At 36.4% G+C, this 15,302-nt stretch carries 15 protein-coding genes, 4 tRNA genes and 2 pseudogenes; 19 read left to right on the forward strand and 2 right to left on the reverse strand.

The features are described 5' to 3' along the window. Positions 1-23 precede the first annotated feature (23 nt). Together DI487_RS10740 and DI487_RS10745 are read left to right on the forward strand one after the other, a co-directional pair. Entirely contained in the window at positions 24-1,385 is a 1,362-nt protein-coding gene (locus DI487_RS10740) for a pyridoxal-phosphate dependent enzyme (RefSeq protein WP_109570663.1), read from the forward strand. A 21-nt stretch (positions 1,386-1,406) separates the two neighbouring features. Next, positions 1,407-2,278, forward strand: a pseudogene (locus DI487_RS10745) (cation diffusion facilitator family transporter). Here the strand turns inward: DI487_RS10745 and DI487_RS10750 are convergent. Continuing rightward, on the reverse strand, positions 2,275-3,936 hold the full coding sequence (locus tag DI487_RS10750) for a GLPGLI family protein (protein ID WP_109569645.1): 1,662 nt from the start codon (positions 3,934-3,936) through the stop codon (positions 2,275-2,277). The pseudogene DI487_RS10745 and the gene DI487_RS10750 overlap by 4 nt on opposite strands. Positions 3,937-4,013: 77 nt before the next feature. Between DI487_RS10750 and DI487_RS10755 the strand changes: the two are divergent. The 6 genes and pseudogenes from DI487_RS10755 (at position 4,014) to DI487_RS10775 (ending at position 9,644) form a co-directional block, all read left to right on the forward strand. Continuing rightward, positions 4,014-5,282 (forward strand): annotated as a pseudogene (locus DI487_RS10755) (DUF2851 family protein). 14 nt (positions 5,283-5,296) lie between these two features. Continuing rightward, a complete protein-coding gene (locus DI487_RS10760) occupies positions 5,297-5,518 on the forward strand; it encodes a PspC family transcriptional regulator (RefSeq protein WP_109569646.1) in 222 nt (73 codons plus the stop codon). 84 nt (positions 5,519-5,602) lie between these two features. Further along, on the forward strand, positions 5,603-7,423 hold the full coding sequence (locus DI487_RS10765) for a sodium-dependent transporter (protein ID WP_109569647.1): 1,821 nt from the start codon (positions 5,603-5,605) through the stop codon (positions 7,421-7,423). After that, entirely contained in the window at positions 7,420-7,575 is a 156-nt protein-coding gene (locus tag DI487_RS16070; protein WP_170108201.1) for a hypothetical protein, read from the forward strand. Before DI487_RS10765 ends, DI487_RS16070 begins: the two co-directional genes overlap by 4 nt. Before the next feature lie 12 nt (positions 7,576-7,587). Continuing rightward, positions 7,588-8,481, forward strand: coding sequence for a ComEA family DNA-binding protein (locus tag DI487_RS10770; RefSeq protein ID WP_109569648.1), 894 nt, complete (start codon positions 7,588-7,590; stop codon positions 8,479-8,481). A 20-nt stretch (positions 8,482-8,501) separates the two neighbouring features. Next, entirely contained in the window at positions 8,502-9,644 is a 1,143-nt protein-coding gene (locus DI487_RS10775) for an acyl-CoA dehydrogenase family protein (protein ID WP_109569649.1), read from the forward strand. 78 nt (positions 9,645-9,722) lie between these two features. Here DI487_RS10775 and DI487_RS10780 read toward each other — a convergent pair whose 3' ends face one another. Beyond that, the gene (locus DI487_RS10780; RefSeq protein ID WP_109569650.1) at positions 9,723-10,619 is read right to left on the reverse strand and encodes an MBL fold metallo-hydrolase; all 897 of its coding nucleotides are present in this window, start codon (positions 10,617-10,619) and stop codon (positions 9,723-9,725) included. Between the two features lie 154 nt (positions 10,620-10,773). On the opposite strand from DI487_RS10780, the gene rpsU reads away from it, so the two are divergent. The 11 genes from rpsU (at position 10,774) to rplK (ending at position 15,287) form a co-directional block, all read left to right on the forward strand. Beyond that, positions 10,774-10,968 (forward strand): 30S ribosomal protein S21, encoded by a 195-nt coding sequence (gene rpsU / locus DI487_RS10785; protein WP_109569651.1) that lies wholly within the window; start codon positions 10,774-10,776, stop codon positions 10,966-10,968. A gap of 66 nt (positions 10,969-11,034) precedes the next feature. Then, on the forward strand, positions 11,035-11,928 hold the full coding sequence (locus DI487_RS10790; RefSeq protein WP_109569652.1) for a tyrosine-type recombinase/integrase: 894 nt from the start codon (positions 11,035-11,037) through the stop codon (positions 11,926-11,928). 30 nt (positions 11,929-11,958) lie between these two features. Beyond that, complete coding sequence (gene hpf / locus DI487_RS10795) at positions 11,959-12,261, forward strand: ribosome hibernation-promoting factor, HPF/YfiA family (RefSeq protein ID WP_109569653.1); 303 nt, start codon at positions 11,959-11,961, stop codon at positions 12,259-12,261. Positions 12,262-12,352: 91 nt separating this feature from the next. Further along, positions 12,353-12,426, forward strand: a tRNA-Thr gene (locus DI487_RS10800). Between the two features lie 34 nt (positions 12,427-12,460). Beyond that, a tRNA-Tyr gene (locus DI487_RS10805) sits at positions 12,461-12,543 on the forward strand. 29 nt (positions 12,544-12,572) lie between these two features. Next, positions 12,573-12,644: transfer RNA gene (locus DI487_RS10810), tRNA-Thr, on the forward strand. A 60-nt stretch (positions 12,645-12,704) separates the two neighbouring features. Continuing rightward, on the forward strand, positions 12,705-13,892 hold the full coding sequence (tuf, locus tag DI487_RS10815; protein WP_109569654.1) for an elongation factor Tu: 1,188 nt from the start codon (positions 12,705-12,707) through the stop codon (positions 13,890-13,892). Positions 13,893-13,939: 47 nt separating this feature from the next. Then, positions 13,940-14,010 (forward strand) — tRNA-Trp (locus DI487_RS10820). A gap of 14 nt (positions 14,011-14,024) precedes the next feature. Beyond that, positions 14,025-14,219: a preprotein translocase subunit SecE gene (gene secE, locus DI487_RS10825; RefSeq protein WP_109569655.1), complete on the forward strand. Its 195-nt coding sequence runs from the start codon at positions 14,025-14,027 to the stop codon at positions 14,217-14,219. A gap of 12 nt (positions 14,220-14,231) precedes the next feature. Beyond that, positions 14,232-14,783, forward strand: a complete 552-nt coding sequence (gene nusG, locus DI487_RS10830; protein WP_109569656.1) for a transcription termination/antitermination protein NusG — start codon at positions 14,232-14,234, stop codon at positions 14,781-14,783. A 66-nt stretch (positions 14,784-14,849) separates the two neighbouring features. Next, positions 14,850-15,287 (forward strand): 50S ribosomal protein L11, encoded by a 438-nt coding sequence (gene rplK / locus DI487_RS10835; RefSeq protein ID WP_109569657.1) that lies wholly within the window; start codon positions 14,850-14,852, stop codon positions 15,285-15,287. Positions 15,288-15,302: the final 15 nt, after the last annotated feature.

Here is a 15,302-nt window from a genome sequence, read left to right on the forward strand (position 1 = left end):
GCATTAAACTTTTACATGTTACAATGAAATACGCAAAGAATATATTAGAGACCATCGGAAATACCCCTTTGGTAAAGATCAATAAGATAACAAAAGAGATTGATGCTTTGGTTTTGGCTAAAGTAGAAACTTTTAATCCCGGAAACTCCGTAAAGGATCGTATGGCTGTTAAAATGATTGAAGATGCTGAGGCCGACGGGCGATTAAAACCCGGAGGGACAATAATTGAAGGAACTTCAGGAAATACCGGAATGGGCTTAGCTCTTGGAGCGATTATTAAAGGGTATAAACTGATTTGTGTAATCACGGATAAACAATCAAAAGAGAAAATGGATATCCTTAGAGCTGTCGGAGCAAAAGTAATTGTTTGTCCTACAGATGTGGAACCTACAGATCCACGCTCTTATTATTCGGTTTCGAAACGTTTGTCTGAAGAGGTGCCGAATGCGTGGTATGTAAATCAATATGATAACCCTAGTAATGCTTTAGCACATTACGAACAAACCGGACCGGAAATTTGGGAACAAACAGAAGGTAAAGTCACACATTTTGTAGTGGGAGTCGGAACCGGAGGTACTATTTCTGGAGTTGCTAAATATTTAAAAGAACAAAATCCGAATGTGAAAATCTGGGGTGTTGATACTTACGGATCAGTATTTAAAAAGTATCACGAAACCGGTATTTTTGATGAAAATGAAATTTATTCATACATCACAGAAGGAATCGGTGAAGATATTTTGCCTAAAAATGTAGACTTTTCATTGATTGATGGTTTTACCAAAGTAACAGATAAAGATGCAGCGGTTTTTACACGTAAACTGGCTTTGGAAGAAGGGATTTTTGTTGGAAATTCAGCAGGTGCAGCAATTAAAGGAGTTTTACAGCTAAAAGAGCATTTTAAACCAGAAGACGTAGTAGTGGTCTTATTTCACGATAGCGGAAGCCGTTATGTAGGCAAAATTTTTAATGATGATTGGATGCGTGAACGCGGTTTCTTAGAAGAAGAAATTACAAAAGCAGAAGATTTGATCAAAGATCATATAGATAAGCCTTTAGTTACCGTTAAGACAGAAGAATTGGTTTCACATGCAATTGAACGTATGAAGAAATATAAAATTTCTCAAATTCCGGTAGTGGATAGTAAAGGATTTGTAGGTAGTGTAGACGAAGCAGATTTGTTTCGTAGTTATGTGGAGGATAAAGACATTGCCGATAAACCGATTAAAGAAGTAATGGGAAAACCATTCCCTGTTGTGAAAGCTTCGGTTCCGGTAGAAGAAATTTCAAAATTGATCACCAAAGAAAATCAAGCGGTTTTGGTAGATCTGGGAGAAAGCAAATTTCACATTATAACCAAACATGATATCATCAGCGCTATTAAATAATAGCGCTTTTTTTCTGAAAAAATGAACAACGAAAAAACAGCTATAAAAACCACGTATTTCAGTATTTTTGGAAATACTGCTTTGGCTGCTATTAAAGGAGTAGCAGGTATTTTGGGAAATTCTTATGCGCTTATTGCTGATGCTATTGAATCTACAACGGATATTTTTTCCTCACTGTTAGTCTTATTCGGACTAAAATATGCTGAGCGTCCTGCAGATGACAACCATCCGTATGGTCATGGGAAAATAGAACCCTTAATAACATTTATAGTAGTTGCTTTTTTGGTTACTTCTGCAACGATCATTGCCTACGAAAGTATTGAAAACATCAGAACGCCACATAAAACCCGGAAAAATGGACATTGTTAGTGCTGGCAGGTATTATCATCTGGAAAGAGATATCCTACCGTGTTGTCATGAAAAAGGGGAAAGAAACCAATAGTACTTCGTTACAAGCAGATGCGTGGCACCATAGGAGCGATGCTATAACTTCAGTAACTGCTTTTGTTGGTATTTCTATAGCGATTTACTTTGGAGAAGGCTTTGAAACAGCTGATGATTGGGCTGCTTTATTAGCATCCGGTTTTATTCTGTATAACAGTTATAAAATTTTCAGACCTGCTTTAGGCGAAATTATGGACGAACATTTGTATGATGATTTAATTGCGGAAATTCGTGAAAAAGCGATTGAAGTTCCGGGTGTTCTAGGAACGGAAAAGTGTTTCATTCGAAAATCAGGAATGAAACATCACGTGGATCTTCATGCTATTGTAAATGGAAATGTATCCGTTAGAGAAGGACATGCAATTGCTCATAAATTAAAAGACTATTTGCGAAACGAAATTCCTAATTTAGGACATGTCCTTATCCATGTAGAGCCTGATAAATACTAATTCCCAAGCAATACTCCCGATACATTCCAGGCGCTGAAACTTCCGCCTTCAGGTTCGCCTTGCGGGATCTGTACCTGTAAGGTATGTTCCCCTTCAGATAAATTTCCCAGAAAAATATAAAAAGGATAGGTTACTGTTCCGGGACACCAGTTAGAGCGACTGTAGTCAGATGAAGACAAGCCGTTAGCAAAATTACCCGATGCAGGATTAAATAAGCGATAGGAGCCACAATCTTGTCGCCACGGAATTAACGTTTGTATTTTTTGTCCGTCAAGATATATAGTATTGGCTTTCGGGACAAATTCATCGCCGTTTTCCCAACCTCCGTGTCCGGTTACAGTATAACGCAATACTGCATTTTCAATTTTTGTATGAGTTCTGAAAGATACAAGTAATCCTTTTTCACTATTGAACATTGTACCATATTCCTGACCGGCCATTTCCATGACATTGGTAGTGTTAAATAAAGGAATAACGGTGTCGTAATTGAAAACTTCCGTTTCTTCGTGATGAATGCTTATGTTCAGAGATATTTTATGTCCGCCTTTGTCATAGTTCCCGATAAAACAACCTACCCAAAATTCTTTTCCGGAAAGAAAAGAACGCAATTCAGAAACTTCTTCTCTATAAGAAACTGCATCATACCATTCTTTATTTTTTAATCTGATATGGTTGTATTGATGGATGCCGAAAGGTGTGAAAAAGCGCATAAGCTCAATCAATGGAGAATATTCGGGAGTAGCCACAACTCCTTGATATTCCTTTCCGTTTCCGTTAGTATAGATCGGTAGGGTTTTCGCACCTTCTTGCAGTCCGTTTAAAAAAGAGATAGGTTTGTCTTGCGGTATTATAAAAACACTTCCGGTTCGGTCGTAAGCATCTCCATTTGATTGTTCTTTCAGTTCCACAAAGATTTGATCTCCTTTTTTAAATTCCGGAAATCGGATTTTCTTTAGAATAATAGTACCGTTGGCGAAACGTAAAATACTGTCGCTTGAGCGGGCTTCGTCGGAAAAACGGACTAATTCTTCTTCAAAGACGGGGATGATCTTAAACCGGCTTTTCCATACCAGATCGTTATAAGTTAAGATGTCAACAAATTGTTTTTCGTCTAATTGTAATGGCGTAAAGTTCTTTGTTTTCTCAATTTTTTCGGCAGTGATGATGTAATTATTATTGCGGTTTATTTCTAAAACCAAACCTAGAGTTTGTCCCAGAACACTCGGGCCTCCGTTTATATGTAGTTGAGTGGTATACCAGATATCGATATGATTGGAATTAATGACTGTTTCGGCTTTTCGGCATTTGTAGCCCAAAATAGATTTGAATTCATCTGTAATTTTAAATTCTTGCTTTGCTAAGGAAGCGGTGTCTTTTGTGCTGATCGTTTTGTCTTTAGACAAATTGTTCATTTTTACAAATTCACCCGACTTTGGATATACAATAGTTCGTTCGAAAGGGAAATCCGCTTTTTGAGTCTGAATGTTATGAGTTGTGATCAAGCATTGTTCGGTAGTAGCGAAAGTTATAATCGGGTTTTCCGTATCAATTGGGTTACCATTATATATTTTAGAGAAACTGATTTTGTATGCTGTTTTATGTTGAGCATTTGAAAATAAGAAGCTTAAAAAAACGAGTAGTAAGAAAAATCTTTTCATTTTTTGGTTGGATTGTTTTTACAAATATAAAACTTTGATTATTTTAGCAGTCATATACGCCATACAGATTATTTATTATGAAAGAAAAAATTTTACACTACTTGTGGTTGCACAAGCAAGTTGATGTAACCCGTTTATTTACTACGAAAGGAGAAAAAATTGAAATTCTTCAATTTGGTTCCTACTTACAGACTTCAGGTCCTGATTTTTTTAATGCTCAAATGTTTATCGGTAACCAAAAATGGGCCGGTAATATTGAGATTCATGTTAAATCATCCGATTGGTATTTGCATCATCATGAAACCGATGCTAATTATGATAATGTTATTTTACATGTGGTTTGGGAGCACGATACCGAAGTGTACCGAAAAGATAATTCAGAAATTTCGGTGTTAGAACTTCAAAATGTTGTAGATAGTCTTTTGATTCAAAAGATAGATGATTTGTTAAACACCAAACAGTGGATCAATTGTGAAAGCTCAATAGCTTCAGTTGATAACTTTATTCTGGAAAATTGGAAAGAACGTTTGTTCTTTGAACGATTGGAAGAACGCGCTGTTGATATTCATGAGCTTTTTTGTAGTTTGAACAAAGATTGGGAAGCTACTTACATGGCGGTTTTAGCGAAGAATTTCGGATTAAATACAAATGGAGAGGCATTTTTAAATATTCTAAAAGCAATTCCGGTTTCTGTTTTACGGAAAGAGCGACACGAACCAAAAAATATAGAAGCTTTGCTCTTTGGTGTTTCCGGTTAGTTGGAATCTGATTTTGAAGAGCAATATCCAAAAGAATTACAGCAAATATGGAACTATCAAAAACAAAAATATCAACTGTTAAAGATAGCTTATATTGAGTTGCAGTTCTATAAGCTTCGTCCGGATAATTTTCCGACAATTCGCTTAGCTCAGTTAGCCGCTTTGGTTTGTCATGAGCATAGTATCTATACATTGGTAAACCAAATGAATTCCGTTCAAAAACTATCAGAATTGTTGAGGATAGAAGTTTCTGAATACTGGAATACACATTATACTTTTGATAAGGTGAGTAAGTTTAAATCGAAAAGGATGTCGGCAGAGTTTACGGAACTTTTGGCAATTAACGCGGTTATTCCGTTACAATATGCTTATAGTAAATATCAGGATAAGGATATTACAGAGAAAATTATAGTTTTTTTGCGAGAATTGAAACCGGAGCACAATGCTATTCTAAGTAATTTTGAAGCGCTTAATATTTCCAATAGGAATGCGTACGATTCACAGGCTTTACTACAATTAAAGAAAAAGTATTGCAATGACAAGCAATGCTTAAAATGTGCAATAGGAATACAACTTTTAAAAAAATGATGTACCTTTAAGCCATGATTTACAAACTGCTTCATTTTTTTGAAAAACATGGTTTTTTTGTAGCATCAAGGCTGGCTGAGCGTCTTGGAATGCGTGCTACAAATGTACGTTTGTTTTTTATTTACATATCATTTATAACTGTTGGTTTAGGCTTTGGGTTTTATCTTACGTTAGCTTTTTTGTTAAAACTTAAAGATATGATTTACACTAAGCGTAGCTCTGTATTTGATCTGTAAAAAGCAGGTTAGCTTAAAATTAACTTTTCTTTGTTTTTTGTTAAGAATTAGTATCTTTGGGGAATTAACAACCAAAACTATAATATGTCAACAAAAACAGAGTCTTGGGGTTCGCGTGTCGGACTCATTTTGGCAATGGCCGGGAATGCAGTCGGGCTAGGGAATTTTTTAAGATTTCCGGTTCAGGCAGTACAGAATGGAGGAGGAGCCTTTATTATTCCTTATTTAATATGTTTCTTGGTAATGGGTATCCCATTATTATTCATAGAGTGGTCTACCGGACGTTACGGAGGTAAATTCGGGAATCACAGTACTCCTTATATTTTAGATACAATGGCAAAAGGGAAAATATGGAAATACATAGGTGTTTTCGGTATTTTTACTAACATTGCGGTTGCTTCCTATTATTGCTATATTGAATCTTGGACTATGTCTTATGTTTACCATTCTGTTGTGGGAACATTCAGTGAAATGAGTCAGGGTGAAGTAGCGGGATTCTTTAACTCTTATGTAGATGTGTCCCATTCTACAACAGGTATTCCTTATGAATCTATTGTTTTTTATATCATCTGTTTATTGTTGAACACCTATATCCTTTCTAAAGGATTAGGAGGAATTGAAAAAGTAGCTAAAATTGGTATGCCGTTATTGATCCTATTTGGTTTTATTTTAGCAGTCAGAGGTTTGACTTTGGGAACATCCGGAGCATCGGATATTTTTCCGGATGCAAATGCATGGGATGGCTTAAACTTCCTTTGGACACCCCAATTTGATTCACTATCAAATCCGAAAGTATGGCTGGCAGCCGCAGGTCAGATATTCTTTACGCTTTCTGTAGGTATGGGGACGGTTCATTGTTATGCTGCTTATGTGAGAGAAAAAGATGATATTGCTTTAAATGCTGTTTCAGCCGGTTTTATGAATGAATTCGTGGAAGTAGTATTAGGAAGTTTAATTGTTATTCCTATTGCGGCAGGTTATTTAGGTTTAGATTGGGTAATCCAAAATGCAGGTTTTGGTATGGCCTTCCAAACAATGCCTTATCTGTTCCAGCAATGGGGTTCTGTTTTAGCAGTTTTTGCCGGAGTATTCTGGTTTGGCTTATTGTTCTTTGCAGGGATAACATCTTCTTTGGCTATGGGTACACCGTGGATGGGCTTTATGCAGGATGAGTTTAATTGGAGTAAAACAAAAGGGGCCTGGTCTTTCGGAGCATTAGCCTTGATCATGGGACTGCCAACTGTGATTTTCTATAATGAAGGATTATTCGATCAGTACGACTATTGGGCAGGGACTGTGAGTTTGGTGGTTTTTGCTTTTCTTGAAACTGTATTGTTTTCCTATATTTTCGGAATTAAAAAAGGATGGGCAGAGATCAATAAAGGTGCAGATATTAAATTACCGGGAATTTATAAGTATATTATTTTAATTGTTACACCTTTATTGCTAGGTTGGGTTTTGGTTTCAAGTGTGCCTGACTGGGTTGATAAGGTAAAAGATAATGATACTTATAATAAAGAATGGTTTGCTAAAGAGTTCAGAGCAGAGAATTTTGATGCCGCCGGTGAAAAGGATGGAAAAGTAGTTGATGTGGCAGAAGATCATGTTAAAATTGCTTTTGATAGTGAGAAGAAGGTTTTTGATAAGGAAACCAAACAAGTTAAGGTTGTTAGTTTTACGGATTATAAAGAATATAGCTTTGATCCATCAAAAGGACAAAAAGCAACAGTTCAATTAGGAGATGTTGTGAAACCGAATGATGTTATAGCTAAAGGAGAATTTACGAACAGTGCATTTTATAAATTCATAGGGAGAATGTTACTGTTGAGTTTATTTATTTTTATATCAGTTGTGGTATATTTAGCATATAGAAAACGTGTAAAAGAAGGGAGAGCAACATTATGAATACAGCAGCGTTAATAACTATGGTTTGTGCACAAGGTATTGTGATTGCCTTTGCCAGTTACTTTTTTTATAAAGTATTGACTACTCCGCCTAAGCAAGAGCCGGATTCATATAGTGAGAATGATGATGTTCAGGAAAGACAACCTGAGTAGTTTTATCAAGCTATGCGTATAAAGAAATTAAAATCCTACTTTGTGTATTCGTCTGAACACAGAAGTGGGATTTTTATTTTGACCCTGTTGATACTGTTGATTCAGGTTTTCTATTATTTTTATAAAAACAGAAGTCTTTCGGAATACAAACTTTCTGAAAAAGAAGTGCAATGGCTGGCGGTTCAGCAGGAAATAGATTCGCTTAAAGGGAGTCAGATTAATGCTAAATCTAAAATTTATCCTTTTAATCCCAACTTTATTACAGATTATAAAGGATATGTTTTAGGAATGTCAGTACAAGAATTGGATAAGCTTCGTAAATTCAGAGCAGAAGGAACTTTTGTTAATTCAGCCAAGGAGTTTCAGAAAGTTACGGGTGTTTCGGATTCTCTATTGGCTCTGATCTCTCCGTATTTTAAGTTCCCTGATTGGGTTAATAGGAAGGAGGTTCAGCAGAATAATTCAAATCATAAATTTTTAGATTCACAATCAAAAGTAGTTTCGTTAATAGATGCTAATTTGGCAACTAAAGAAGATTGGATGGAGGTCTATGGAATAGGAGATAAAATTTCTGACATTATATTAAAAGAAAAAGAGAAATTCGGGGCATTTGTTGCAATTGAACAATTGCAATATGTTTGGGGAATTACCCCTGAAGTGTATGAAAAAGTGCATAATCGTTTCTTTGTTTCTGAAGAGAATAAGGAACTGATTAAGAAAATTAATGTTAATTCAGCTTCGGTTAAAGAATTAGCTTCTTTTCCTTATTTTGATTACAAGTTAGCTAAAGGTATTGTGACGTACAGAAGTATGAATGGAGGAGTTCAAAATATTGAAGATTTAACAAAAATAAATGATTTTCCTGTTGAAAAAATAAAAATAATAGCTTTATATTTGGAAATGTAAAAAAATAAGCATTTCTAAACATGAATTTTGAATATACTGAAACGCAAAAAATGATCGCAGAATCCATTCGGGATTTTGCAGAAGTTCACATTAGACCTTTTATAATGGAATGGGATGAAGCCCAGATTTTTCCGGTTGAACTTTTTAAGAAATTAGGGGAAATGGGTTTTATGGGAGTGTTAGTTCCGGAAGAGCTTGGAGGTTCGGGATTAGGGTATCATGAATACATTACCGTTATAGAAGAAATTTCAAAAGTAGACTCGTCGATAGGGCTTTCAGTAGCTGCCCATAATTCACTTTGTACAAATCATATTTTAACTTTTGCAAATGATGAGCAAAAGAAAAAATGGATACCTAAGTTAGCCACCGGAGAATGGATAGGTGCGTGGGGATTAACGGAGCATAATACCGGTTCAGATGCGGGAGGAATGAATTCCACTGCTGTTAAACAAGGGGATAATTGGGTGCTTAACGGAGCCAAGAACTTTATTACACATGCAATTACAGGAAATGTAGCGGTTGTTATTGCCCGAACGGGAGAAAAAGGAGATTCAAGAGGTATGACGGCTTTTGTTGTTGAAAAAGGAACACCGGGATTTTCTTCCGGGAAAAAAGAGAATAAACTGGGGATGAGAGCCAGTGAAACTGCTGAGTTGATCTTTGATAGTTGTGTGGTGCCAGATGCTAATCGTTTAGGTGAGGTCGGAGAAGGTTTTATACAAGCTATGAAAGTTTTAGATGGCGGTCGGATATCTATCGGGGCACTTTCTTTAGGTATTGCTAAAGGAGCTTATGAAGCTGCTCTGAAATATTCGAAAGAGCGCCATCAATTCGGAAAACCGATCAGTGATTTCCAGGCTATAGGCTTCAAATTAGCGGATATGGCTACTGAAATAGAAGCCTCTGAATTGCTATTGCATAAGGCAGCTTATCTGAAAAATAACCATAAACCAGTTACCAAATTAGGGGCAATGGCAAAAATGTATGCTTCTGAAGTGTGTGTGAAGGTTTCTACGGACGCAATTCAGATACACGGAGGTTATGGATATACTAAAGATTTTCCGGTGGAGAAATTCTATCGCGACTCTAAATTATGTACAATAGGAGAAGGTACAACAGAAATACAAAAATTGGTTATTTCTCGAAATATTTTAAAAGAATAATGTTTATTTAACTAAGGTTACAATAGATGTTTGATTGTGAAAAGCTGCCTGAATTCAGGCAGCTTTTTTTTACTTCTGTTATATTCTTCCTTCCGATTTTAATTTCCAGTAACGGTAAAGCCCGGTAACTGACATGAAACTAGGATTTGCGTATTCGTATCGTTTGATCTCGTGTTGGGTTAAACCACTTGCGATCAATTCTTGTTTTGTGAATTCAACAAATTTCGGAGTAACTTCTGCAATGGGAGCTTGGCTGTCAAAATAAGGTTTGATCCAGTTAGCCCAAGAATAAAGTCTGTTTTCTAATTCCTCTAATAAGGCTATAGGGTTTTCTTGTCGAGAGAAGTGTGTTAAGTATAGCGTACTTGGATTTAGAGCTTTTAGTTTAGCTATTGATTTAATCCATAGATCAAGATTGATGTCGGGTGGCGGGCAAGGAGGTTGAACGGGGCCGTTTTCTATTTTTACCCCTGCAACATCTCCGGTAAAGATGATGTCGTTGATCTGATAAGCATTGTGGTGTATAGCGTGTCCTGGAGTATACCAAACGTTGATCTTGTGTTCTCCTATTGTGATTTCATCTCCGTCGTCGACTGCTTTTAATTGATTTTCCGGAATGGGTCTCATTTTTCCCCAAAGCCTGTCCATGTCATCTCCGTAGATCTGACTTGCAGAATTCCAGAGTTTTTCAGGATTAGCCATGTGAGGTAATCCTATCGGATGAACATATATAGTAGCGCCTTTTTCAGCTAATTTCCAAGCGGCACCGGCGTGATCAAAATGGATGTGTGTAAGGAAAACGTGTTTGATATCTTCTGTTTTATATCCTAAGTCTATAATTCCCTTCTCTAGATTTTTCCAAGTGCTTTCAGGTCCCGATTCTATGAGGATTAAGCCGTCGGATGACGGGATCAGGAAAGAAGCAATACTTTCCTCTGATTGAAAGTGCAGATCAATTACATCAATTGTGTTCATATTATTCTGTTTGGTTTTTAATAAGCTTAAAAATAGTGGAAAATACTCATATCTACAAGAATAGATAAGGAAAGAAAAATTAAAAAATAAAATTTGTTCCTAATGAAAAAAGTTTTCTATATTTGCAGCCTAAATGAGAGGAGGTGTCTAGACTATGTTAATTATACCTATTAAAGACGGAGAAAATATCGATAAAGCGTTAAAACGTTACAAGAGAAAATTTGATAAAACTGGAACAGTTCGTCAATTAAGATCACGTCAGCAGTTTACGAAACCGTCAGTTGCGAGAAGAGCTGAAGTACAGAAAGCACAATATATTCAAAGATTGAAAGATTCAGCTGAATCATAATTTTTTTGAATTAAAAGTTTAAAACCGTTAGTAATAAAGATTACCTTTGTTACTAACGGTTTTTTTATGCGAAATATCCAAGCTTATAAAGATTATCTGGAAAAGGAACGAAAGTATTCCCGACATACAGTGTTGGCTTATGTAAATGATGTTTCTGAATTTCGGGAATTTATAAAAAAGGAGTTTGAGGAAGAGTTCTTGGATGTAGTGAAATACAATATGGTAAGAGCTTGGATTGTTATGATGATCGAGAAAGGCGTTTCTAATAATTCTGTGAATCGTAAAATATCATCTTTAAAGTCTTTTTATAAGTTTCTGCTTAAGGTTAAGGTGATTTCTGTAAATCCGTTGGTAAAGCATAAATCATTGAAAGTGGCGAAGAAAGTTCAGGTTCCGTTTTCTGAAAAAGAGCTGAAACAGGTTGTTGAACTTACTGATTTTCCTTCCGGGTTTGAAGGAGTTAGGAATCGGTTGATTATAGAGTTGTTTTATACTACCGGGATGAGGCGTGCTGAGTTGATTGATTTAAAGGAGTCTAATGTGGATTTTTACAACAAGTCGGTTAAGGTTTTAGGGAAGAGAAATAAGGAGCGGATTATTCCTTTGTTGCCGGTTACAATAGAGCTGATTGTTGAGTACCAAAGGCTTAAAAAAAGTGAAAATATACTGTCAGAAAGCGAAGTGTTAATTTTGTCTAAAAAAGGCAGGAAAATAAGCGAATCGTTTGTTTATCGTCTAATAAATGATTACTTTAGTAGTGTGTCTCAAAAAGTAAAAAAGAGTCCGCACGTTCTTAGGCATACGTTTGCAACACACTTGTTAAATAACGGAGCCGATCTTAATTCAGTAAAAGAGTTATTGGGTCATGCTAGTTTAGCCTCAACTCAGATTTATACACATAGTAGCTTAGCAGAGCTGAAAAATGTATACGAGAAGTCGCATCCTAGAAATCTGAAATAACTCATCGTTTAACCTTAAAACATTTTAAATATGAAAGTAAATGTTCAGGCAGTTAATTTTAACATTGACAAAAAATTAGTTGATTTTACTAATGAGAAGTTAGGAAAATTAGAAAAGTATTTTGATAAAATAGTAGCTTCTGATGTCTTTTTAAGAGTTGAGAATACCAGTGATAAAGAAAATAAAACCGTAGAGGTTAAAGTTCAGGTTCCCGGCGATGAATTGGTTGTAAAAAAAACGTGTAAAACATTTGAAGAAGGCATAGATTCGGCTGAAGAATCATTAGAAAGAATGTTGGTAAAACATAAAGAAAAAGTAAGAGCTTATTTGTAAGATAAAAAAAAGACAAAAAAAGTTTTGAATAAAAAATAAATTATATACATTTGCAGTCCGTTAGAAATAGCGGACTTTTTTATTGAGAGTCGCCGGTGTAGCTCAGCTGGCTAGAGCAGCTGATTTGTAATCAGCAGGTCGTGGGTTCGAGTCCCTCCATCGGCTCTTGTTCTTTAAAGAATTGAAAAAAATATGGATTGGGGAGATACTCAAGCGGCCAACGAGGGCAGACTGTAAATCTGCTGGTTTTCACCTTCGCAGGTTCGAATCCTGCTCTCCCCACATTTTTAACCTGTTGATGACAGGGAAAAGCCGGTGTAGCTCAGGGGTAGAGTGCTTCCTTGGTAAGGAAGAGGTCACGGGTTCAAATCCCGTCATTGGCTCTTTATGGTGTATTAAATTTGAACACTAATATATAATAACTAAGATTAAATTATTAAGTCATGGCAAAAGAAACCTTTGATCGTTCGAAACCCCATTTAAATATTGGTACTATCGGACACGTTGACCACGGTAAAACCACTTTGACTGCTGCTATTACTAAAGTATTAGCAGATGCTGGTTTATCAGAAGCTAGATCTTTCGATCAGATTGACAATGCTCCGGAAGAAAAAGAAAGAGGTATTACTATTAATACATCTCACGTAGAATATCAAACTGCAAAACGTCACTACGCACACGTTGACTGTCCAGGTCACGCGGATTACGTTAAAAACATGGTAACGGGTGCTGCTCAGATGGATGGTGCTATTTTAGTGGTAGCTGCTACTGATGGTCCGATGCCTCAAACTCGTGAGCACATCTTGTTAGGTCGTCAGGTTGGTGTGCCTAGAATCGTTGTATTCATGAATAAAGTGGATATGGTTGATGATGCTGAGTTGTTAGAGTTAGTAGAAATGGAAATCAGAGATCTATTGTCTTTCTATCAATATGATGGTGATAATGGTCCTGTTGTTAAAGGTTCTGCTCTTGGTGCATTGAATGGTGAGCCAAAATGGGTTGAAACTGTTATGGAATTAATGAATGCTGTTGATGAGTGGATTGAAGAGCCAGTTCGTGATAACGAAAAACCATTCTTGATGCCAGTTGAAGACGTGTTTACAATTACTGGTCGTGGTACTGTAGCTACAGGACGTATCGAAACAGGTATTGCTAATACAGGTGATCCGGTTGAAATCATTGGTATGGGGGCTGATAAATTGACTTCTACAATTACAGGAGTTGAGATGTTCTGTAAAATCTTAGATAGAGGTGAAGCTGGAGATAACGTTGGTTTGTTATTGAGAGGTATTGATAAAGCTGATATCAAAAGAGGTATGGTAATCTGTAAACCAGGTTCTGTAAAACCGCACGCTCATTTTAAAGCTGAGGTTTATATCTTGAAAAAAGAAGAAGGTGGTCGTCATACGCCATTCCATAACAATTACCGTCCTCAGTTCTACGTACGTACAACTGATGTAACAGGTACAATTAAATTACCAGCAGGTGTGGAGATGGTTATGCCAGGTGATAACTTAACTATCGAAGTTGAGTTGTTGAATCCAATCGCTTTATCAGTAGGTTTACGTTTCGCTATCCGTGAAGGTGGTAGAACAGTAGGTGCTGGTCAGGTAACTGAAATTTTAGACTAATTTTTAGTTGATTTATAAAACTTAAGCCGGAGTAATCCGGCTTATATACGGGCGTAGTTTAAGGGTAGAATCGCGGTCTCCAAAACCGCTGGTGGGAGTTCGAATCTCTCCGCCCGTGCAAAAAAGAAAGAAATGGCAAAATTTGTTAATTATATTTCAGAAGCTTTTCAAGAATTGAAAACTAATGTGACCTGGCCGGAATGGGCGGAAGTGCAACGTTTGACAATTATTGTTGCTGTTTTCTCTGTTGTTTTTGCTTTGTTAACATATGGTGTAGATCAGTTGTTTGTTAAGGCATTGGCGGGATTTTTTAATATTATTAAATAAAGATAGGCTACAATGGCAGATAATAATGTTAAAAAGTGGTATGTAGTTAGAGCTGTAAGTGGTCAGGAGAATAAGGTAAAGAATTATATTGAGACTGAAACCTCTCGTTTGGGGATGTCTGATTATGTTGCTCAGGTATTGGTTCCTACTGAAAAAGTAGTTCAGGTTAGGGATGGTAAAAAGATCACTAAAGAAAGAGTGTATTTTCCGGGTTATGTGATGATTGAGGCAAACTTAACGGGTGAGGTTCCTCATATTATAAAGTCTATTCCTGGTGTTATAGGTTTTTTAGGAGAAACTAAGGGAGGTGATGCAGTGCCTTTAAGACAATCTGAAGTAAACAGAATGTTAGGTAAAGTTGATGAATTATCAATTAAGGCGGATAATGTGGCTATCCCTTACGCTGTCGGGGAGACAGTTAAAGTTATTGATGGTCCTTTTAATGGTTTTAACGGGACTATTGAAAAAGTTAATGAAGAAAAGCGTAAACTTGAAGTGATGGTGAAAATTTTCGGTAGAAAAACACCTTTAGAGCTGAATTTTATGCAAGTTGAAAAAGTATAATTTTTGTTACATATACAATCGCATCTTTGCTTCCAATTGTTTAGATGTGCTAAATTTTTTTAAAAAATGGCAAAAGAAGTTAGTAAAGTAGTTAAACTACAAGTTAAGGGAGGTGCTGCGAATCCATCGCCACCGGTTGGACCTGCTTTGGGGGCTGCTGGAGTTAACATCATGGAGTTCTGTAAGCAATTTAATGCCAGAACACAAGATAAACCCGGCAAAGTGTTACCAGTACAAATTACTGTGTACAAAGACAAGTCTTTCGACTTTGTTGTAAAAACGCCACCTGCTGCTGTTCAGTTATTAGAAGCGGCTAAAGTTAAGTCTGGTTCAGGACAACCAAACAGAAAGAAAGTAGCAAACGTTACTTGGGATCAAATCAAAGTTATTGCAGAAGACAAAATGCCTGACTTAAATGCTTTTACAATTGAAAAAGCAATGAGTATGGTTGCCGGTACTGCAAGATCTATGGGAATTACAGTAACAGGAGATGCTCCTTTTTAATCGTTAAATGAATTA

The sequence above is a fragment of the Flavobacterium sediminis genome, assembly GCF_003148385.1.
In the GTDB taxonomy this organism is placed as follows: domain Bacteria; phylum Bacteroidota; class Bacteroidia; order Flavobacteriales; family Flavobacteriaceae; genus Flavobacterium; species Flavobacterium sediminis.

What these genes read in the sequence shown, in the direction of transcription:
- DI487_RS10770 (WP_109569648.1), top strand. Translation starts at nt 7,588, where the DNA reads ATGCGTATAAAGAAATTAAAATCCTACTTTGTGTATTCGTCTGAACAC.
- DI487_RS16070 (WP_170108201.1), top strand. Translation starts at nt 7,420, where the DNA reads ATGAATACAGCAGCGTTAATAACTATGGTTTGTGCACAAGGTATTGTG.
- rplK (WP_109569657.1), top strand. Translation starts at nt 14,850, where the DNA reads ATGGCAAAAGAAGTTAGTAAAGTAGTTAAACTACAAGTTAAGGGAGGT.
- hpf (WP_109569653.1), top strand. Translation starts at nt 11,959, where the DNA reads ATGAAAGTAAATGTTCAGGCAGTTAATTTTAACATTGACAAAAAATTA.
- rpsU (WP_109569651.1), top strand. Translation starts at nt 10,774, where the DNA reads ATGTTAATTATACCTATTAAAGACGGAGAAAATATCGATAAAGCGTTA.
- DI487_RS10765 (WP_109569647.1), top strand. Translation starts at nt 5,603, where the DNA reads ATGTCAACAAAAACAGAGTCTTGGGGTTCGCGTGTCGGACTCATTTTG.
- nusG (WP_109569656.1), top strand. Translation starts at nt 14,232, where the DNA reads ATGGCAGATAATAATGTTAAAAAGTGGTATGTAGTTAGAGCTGTAAGT.
- DI487_RS10760 (WP_109569646.1), top strand. Translation starts at nt 5,297, where the DNA reads ATGATTTACAAACTGCTTCATTTTTTTGAAAAACATGGTTTTTTTGTA.
- tuf (WP_109569654.1), top strand. Translation starts at nt 12,705, where the DNA reads ATGGCAAAAGAAACCTTTGATCGTTCGAAACCCCATTTAAATATTGGT.
- secE (WP_109569655.1), top strand. Translation starts at nt 14,025, where the DNA reads ATGGCAAAATTTGTTAATTATATTTCAGAAGCTTTTCAAGAATTGAAA.
- DI487_RS10775 (WP_109569649.1), top strand. Translation starts at nt 8,502, where the DNA reads ATGAATTTTGAATATACTGAAACGCAAAAAATGATCGCAGAATCCATT.
- DI487_RS10750 (WP_109569645.1), bottom strand. Translation starts at nt 3,936, where the DNA reads ATGAAAAGATTTTTCTTACTACTCGTTTTTTTAAGCTTCTTATTTTCA.
- DI487_RS10740 (WP_109570663.1), top strand. Translation starts at nt 24, where the DNA reads ATGAAATACGCAAAGAATATATTAGAGACCATCGGAAATACCCCTTTG.
- DI487_RS10790 (WP_109569652.1), top strand. Translation starts at nt 11,035, where the DNA reads ATGCGAAATATCCAAGCTTATAAAGATTATCTGGAAAAGGAACGAAAG.
- DI487_RS10780 (WP_109569650.1), bottom strand. Translation starts at nt 10,619, where the DNA reads ATGAACACAATTGATGTAATTGATCTGCACTTTCAATCAGAGGAAAGT.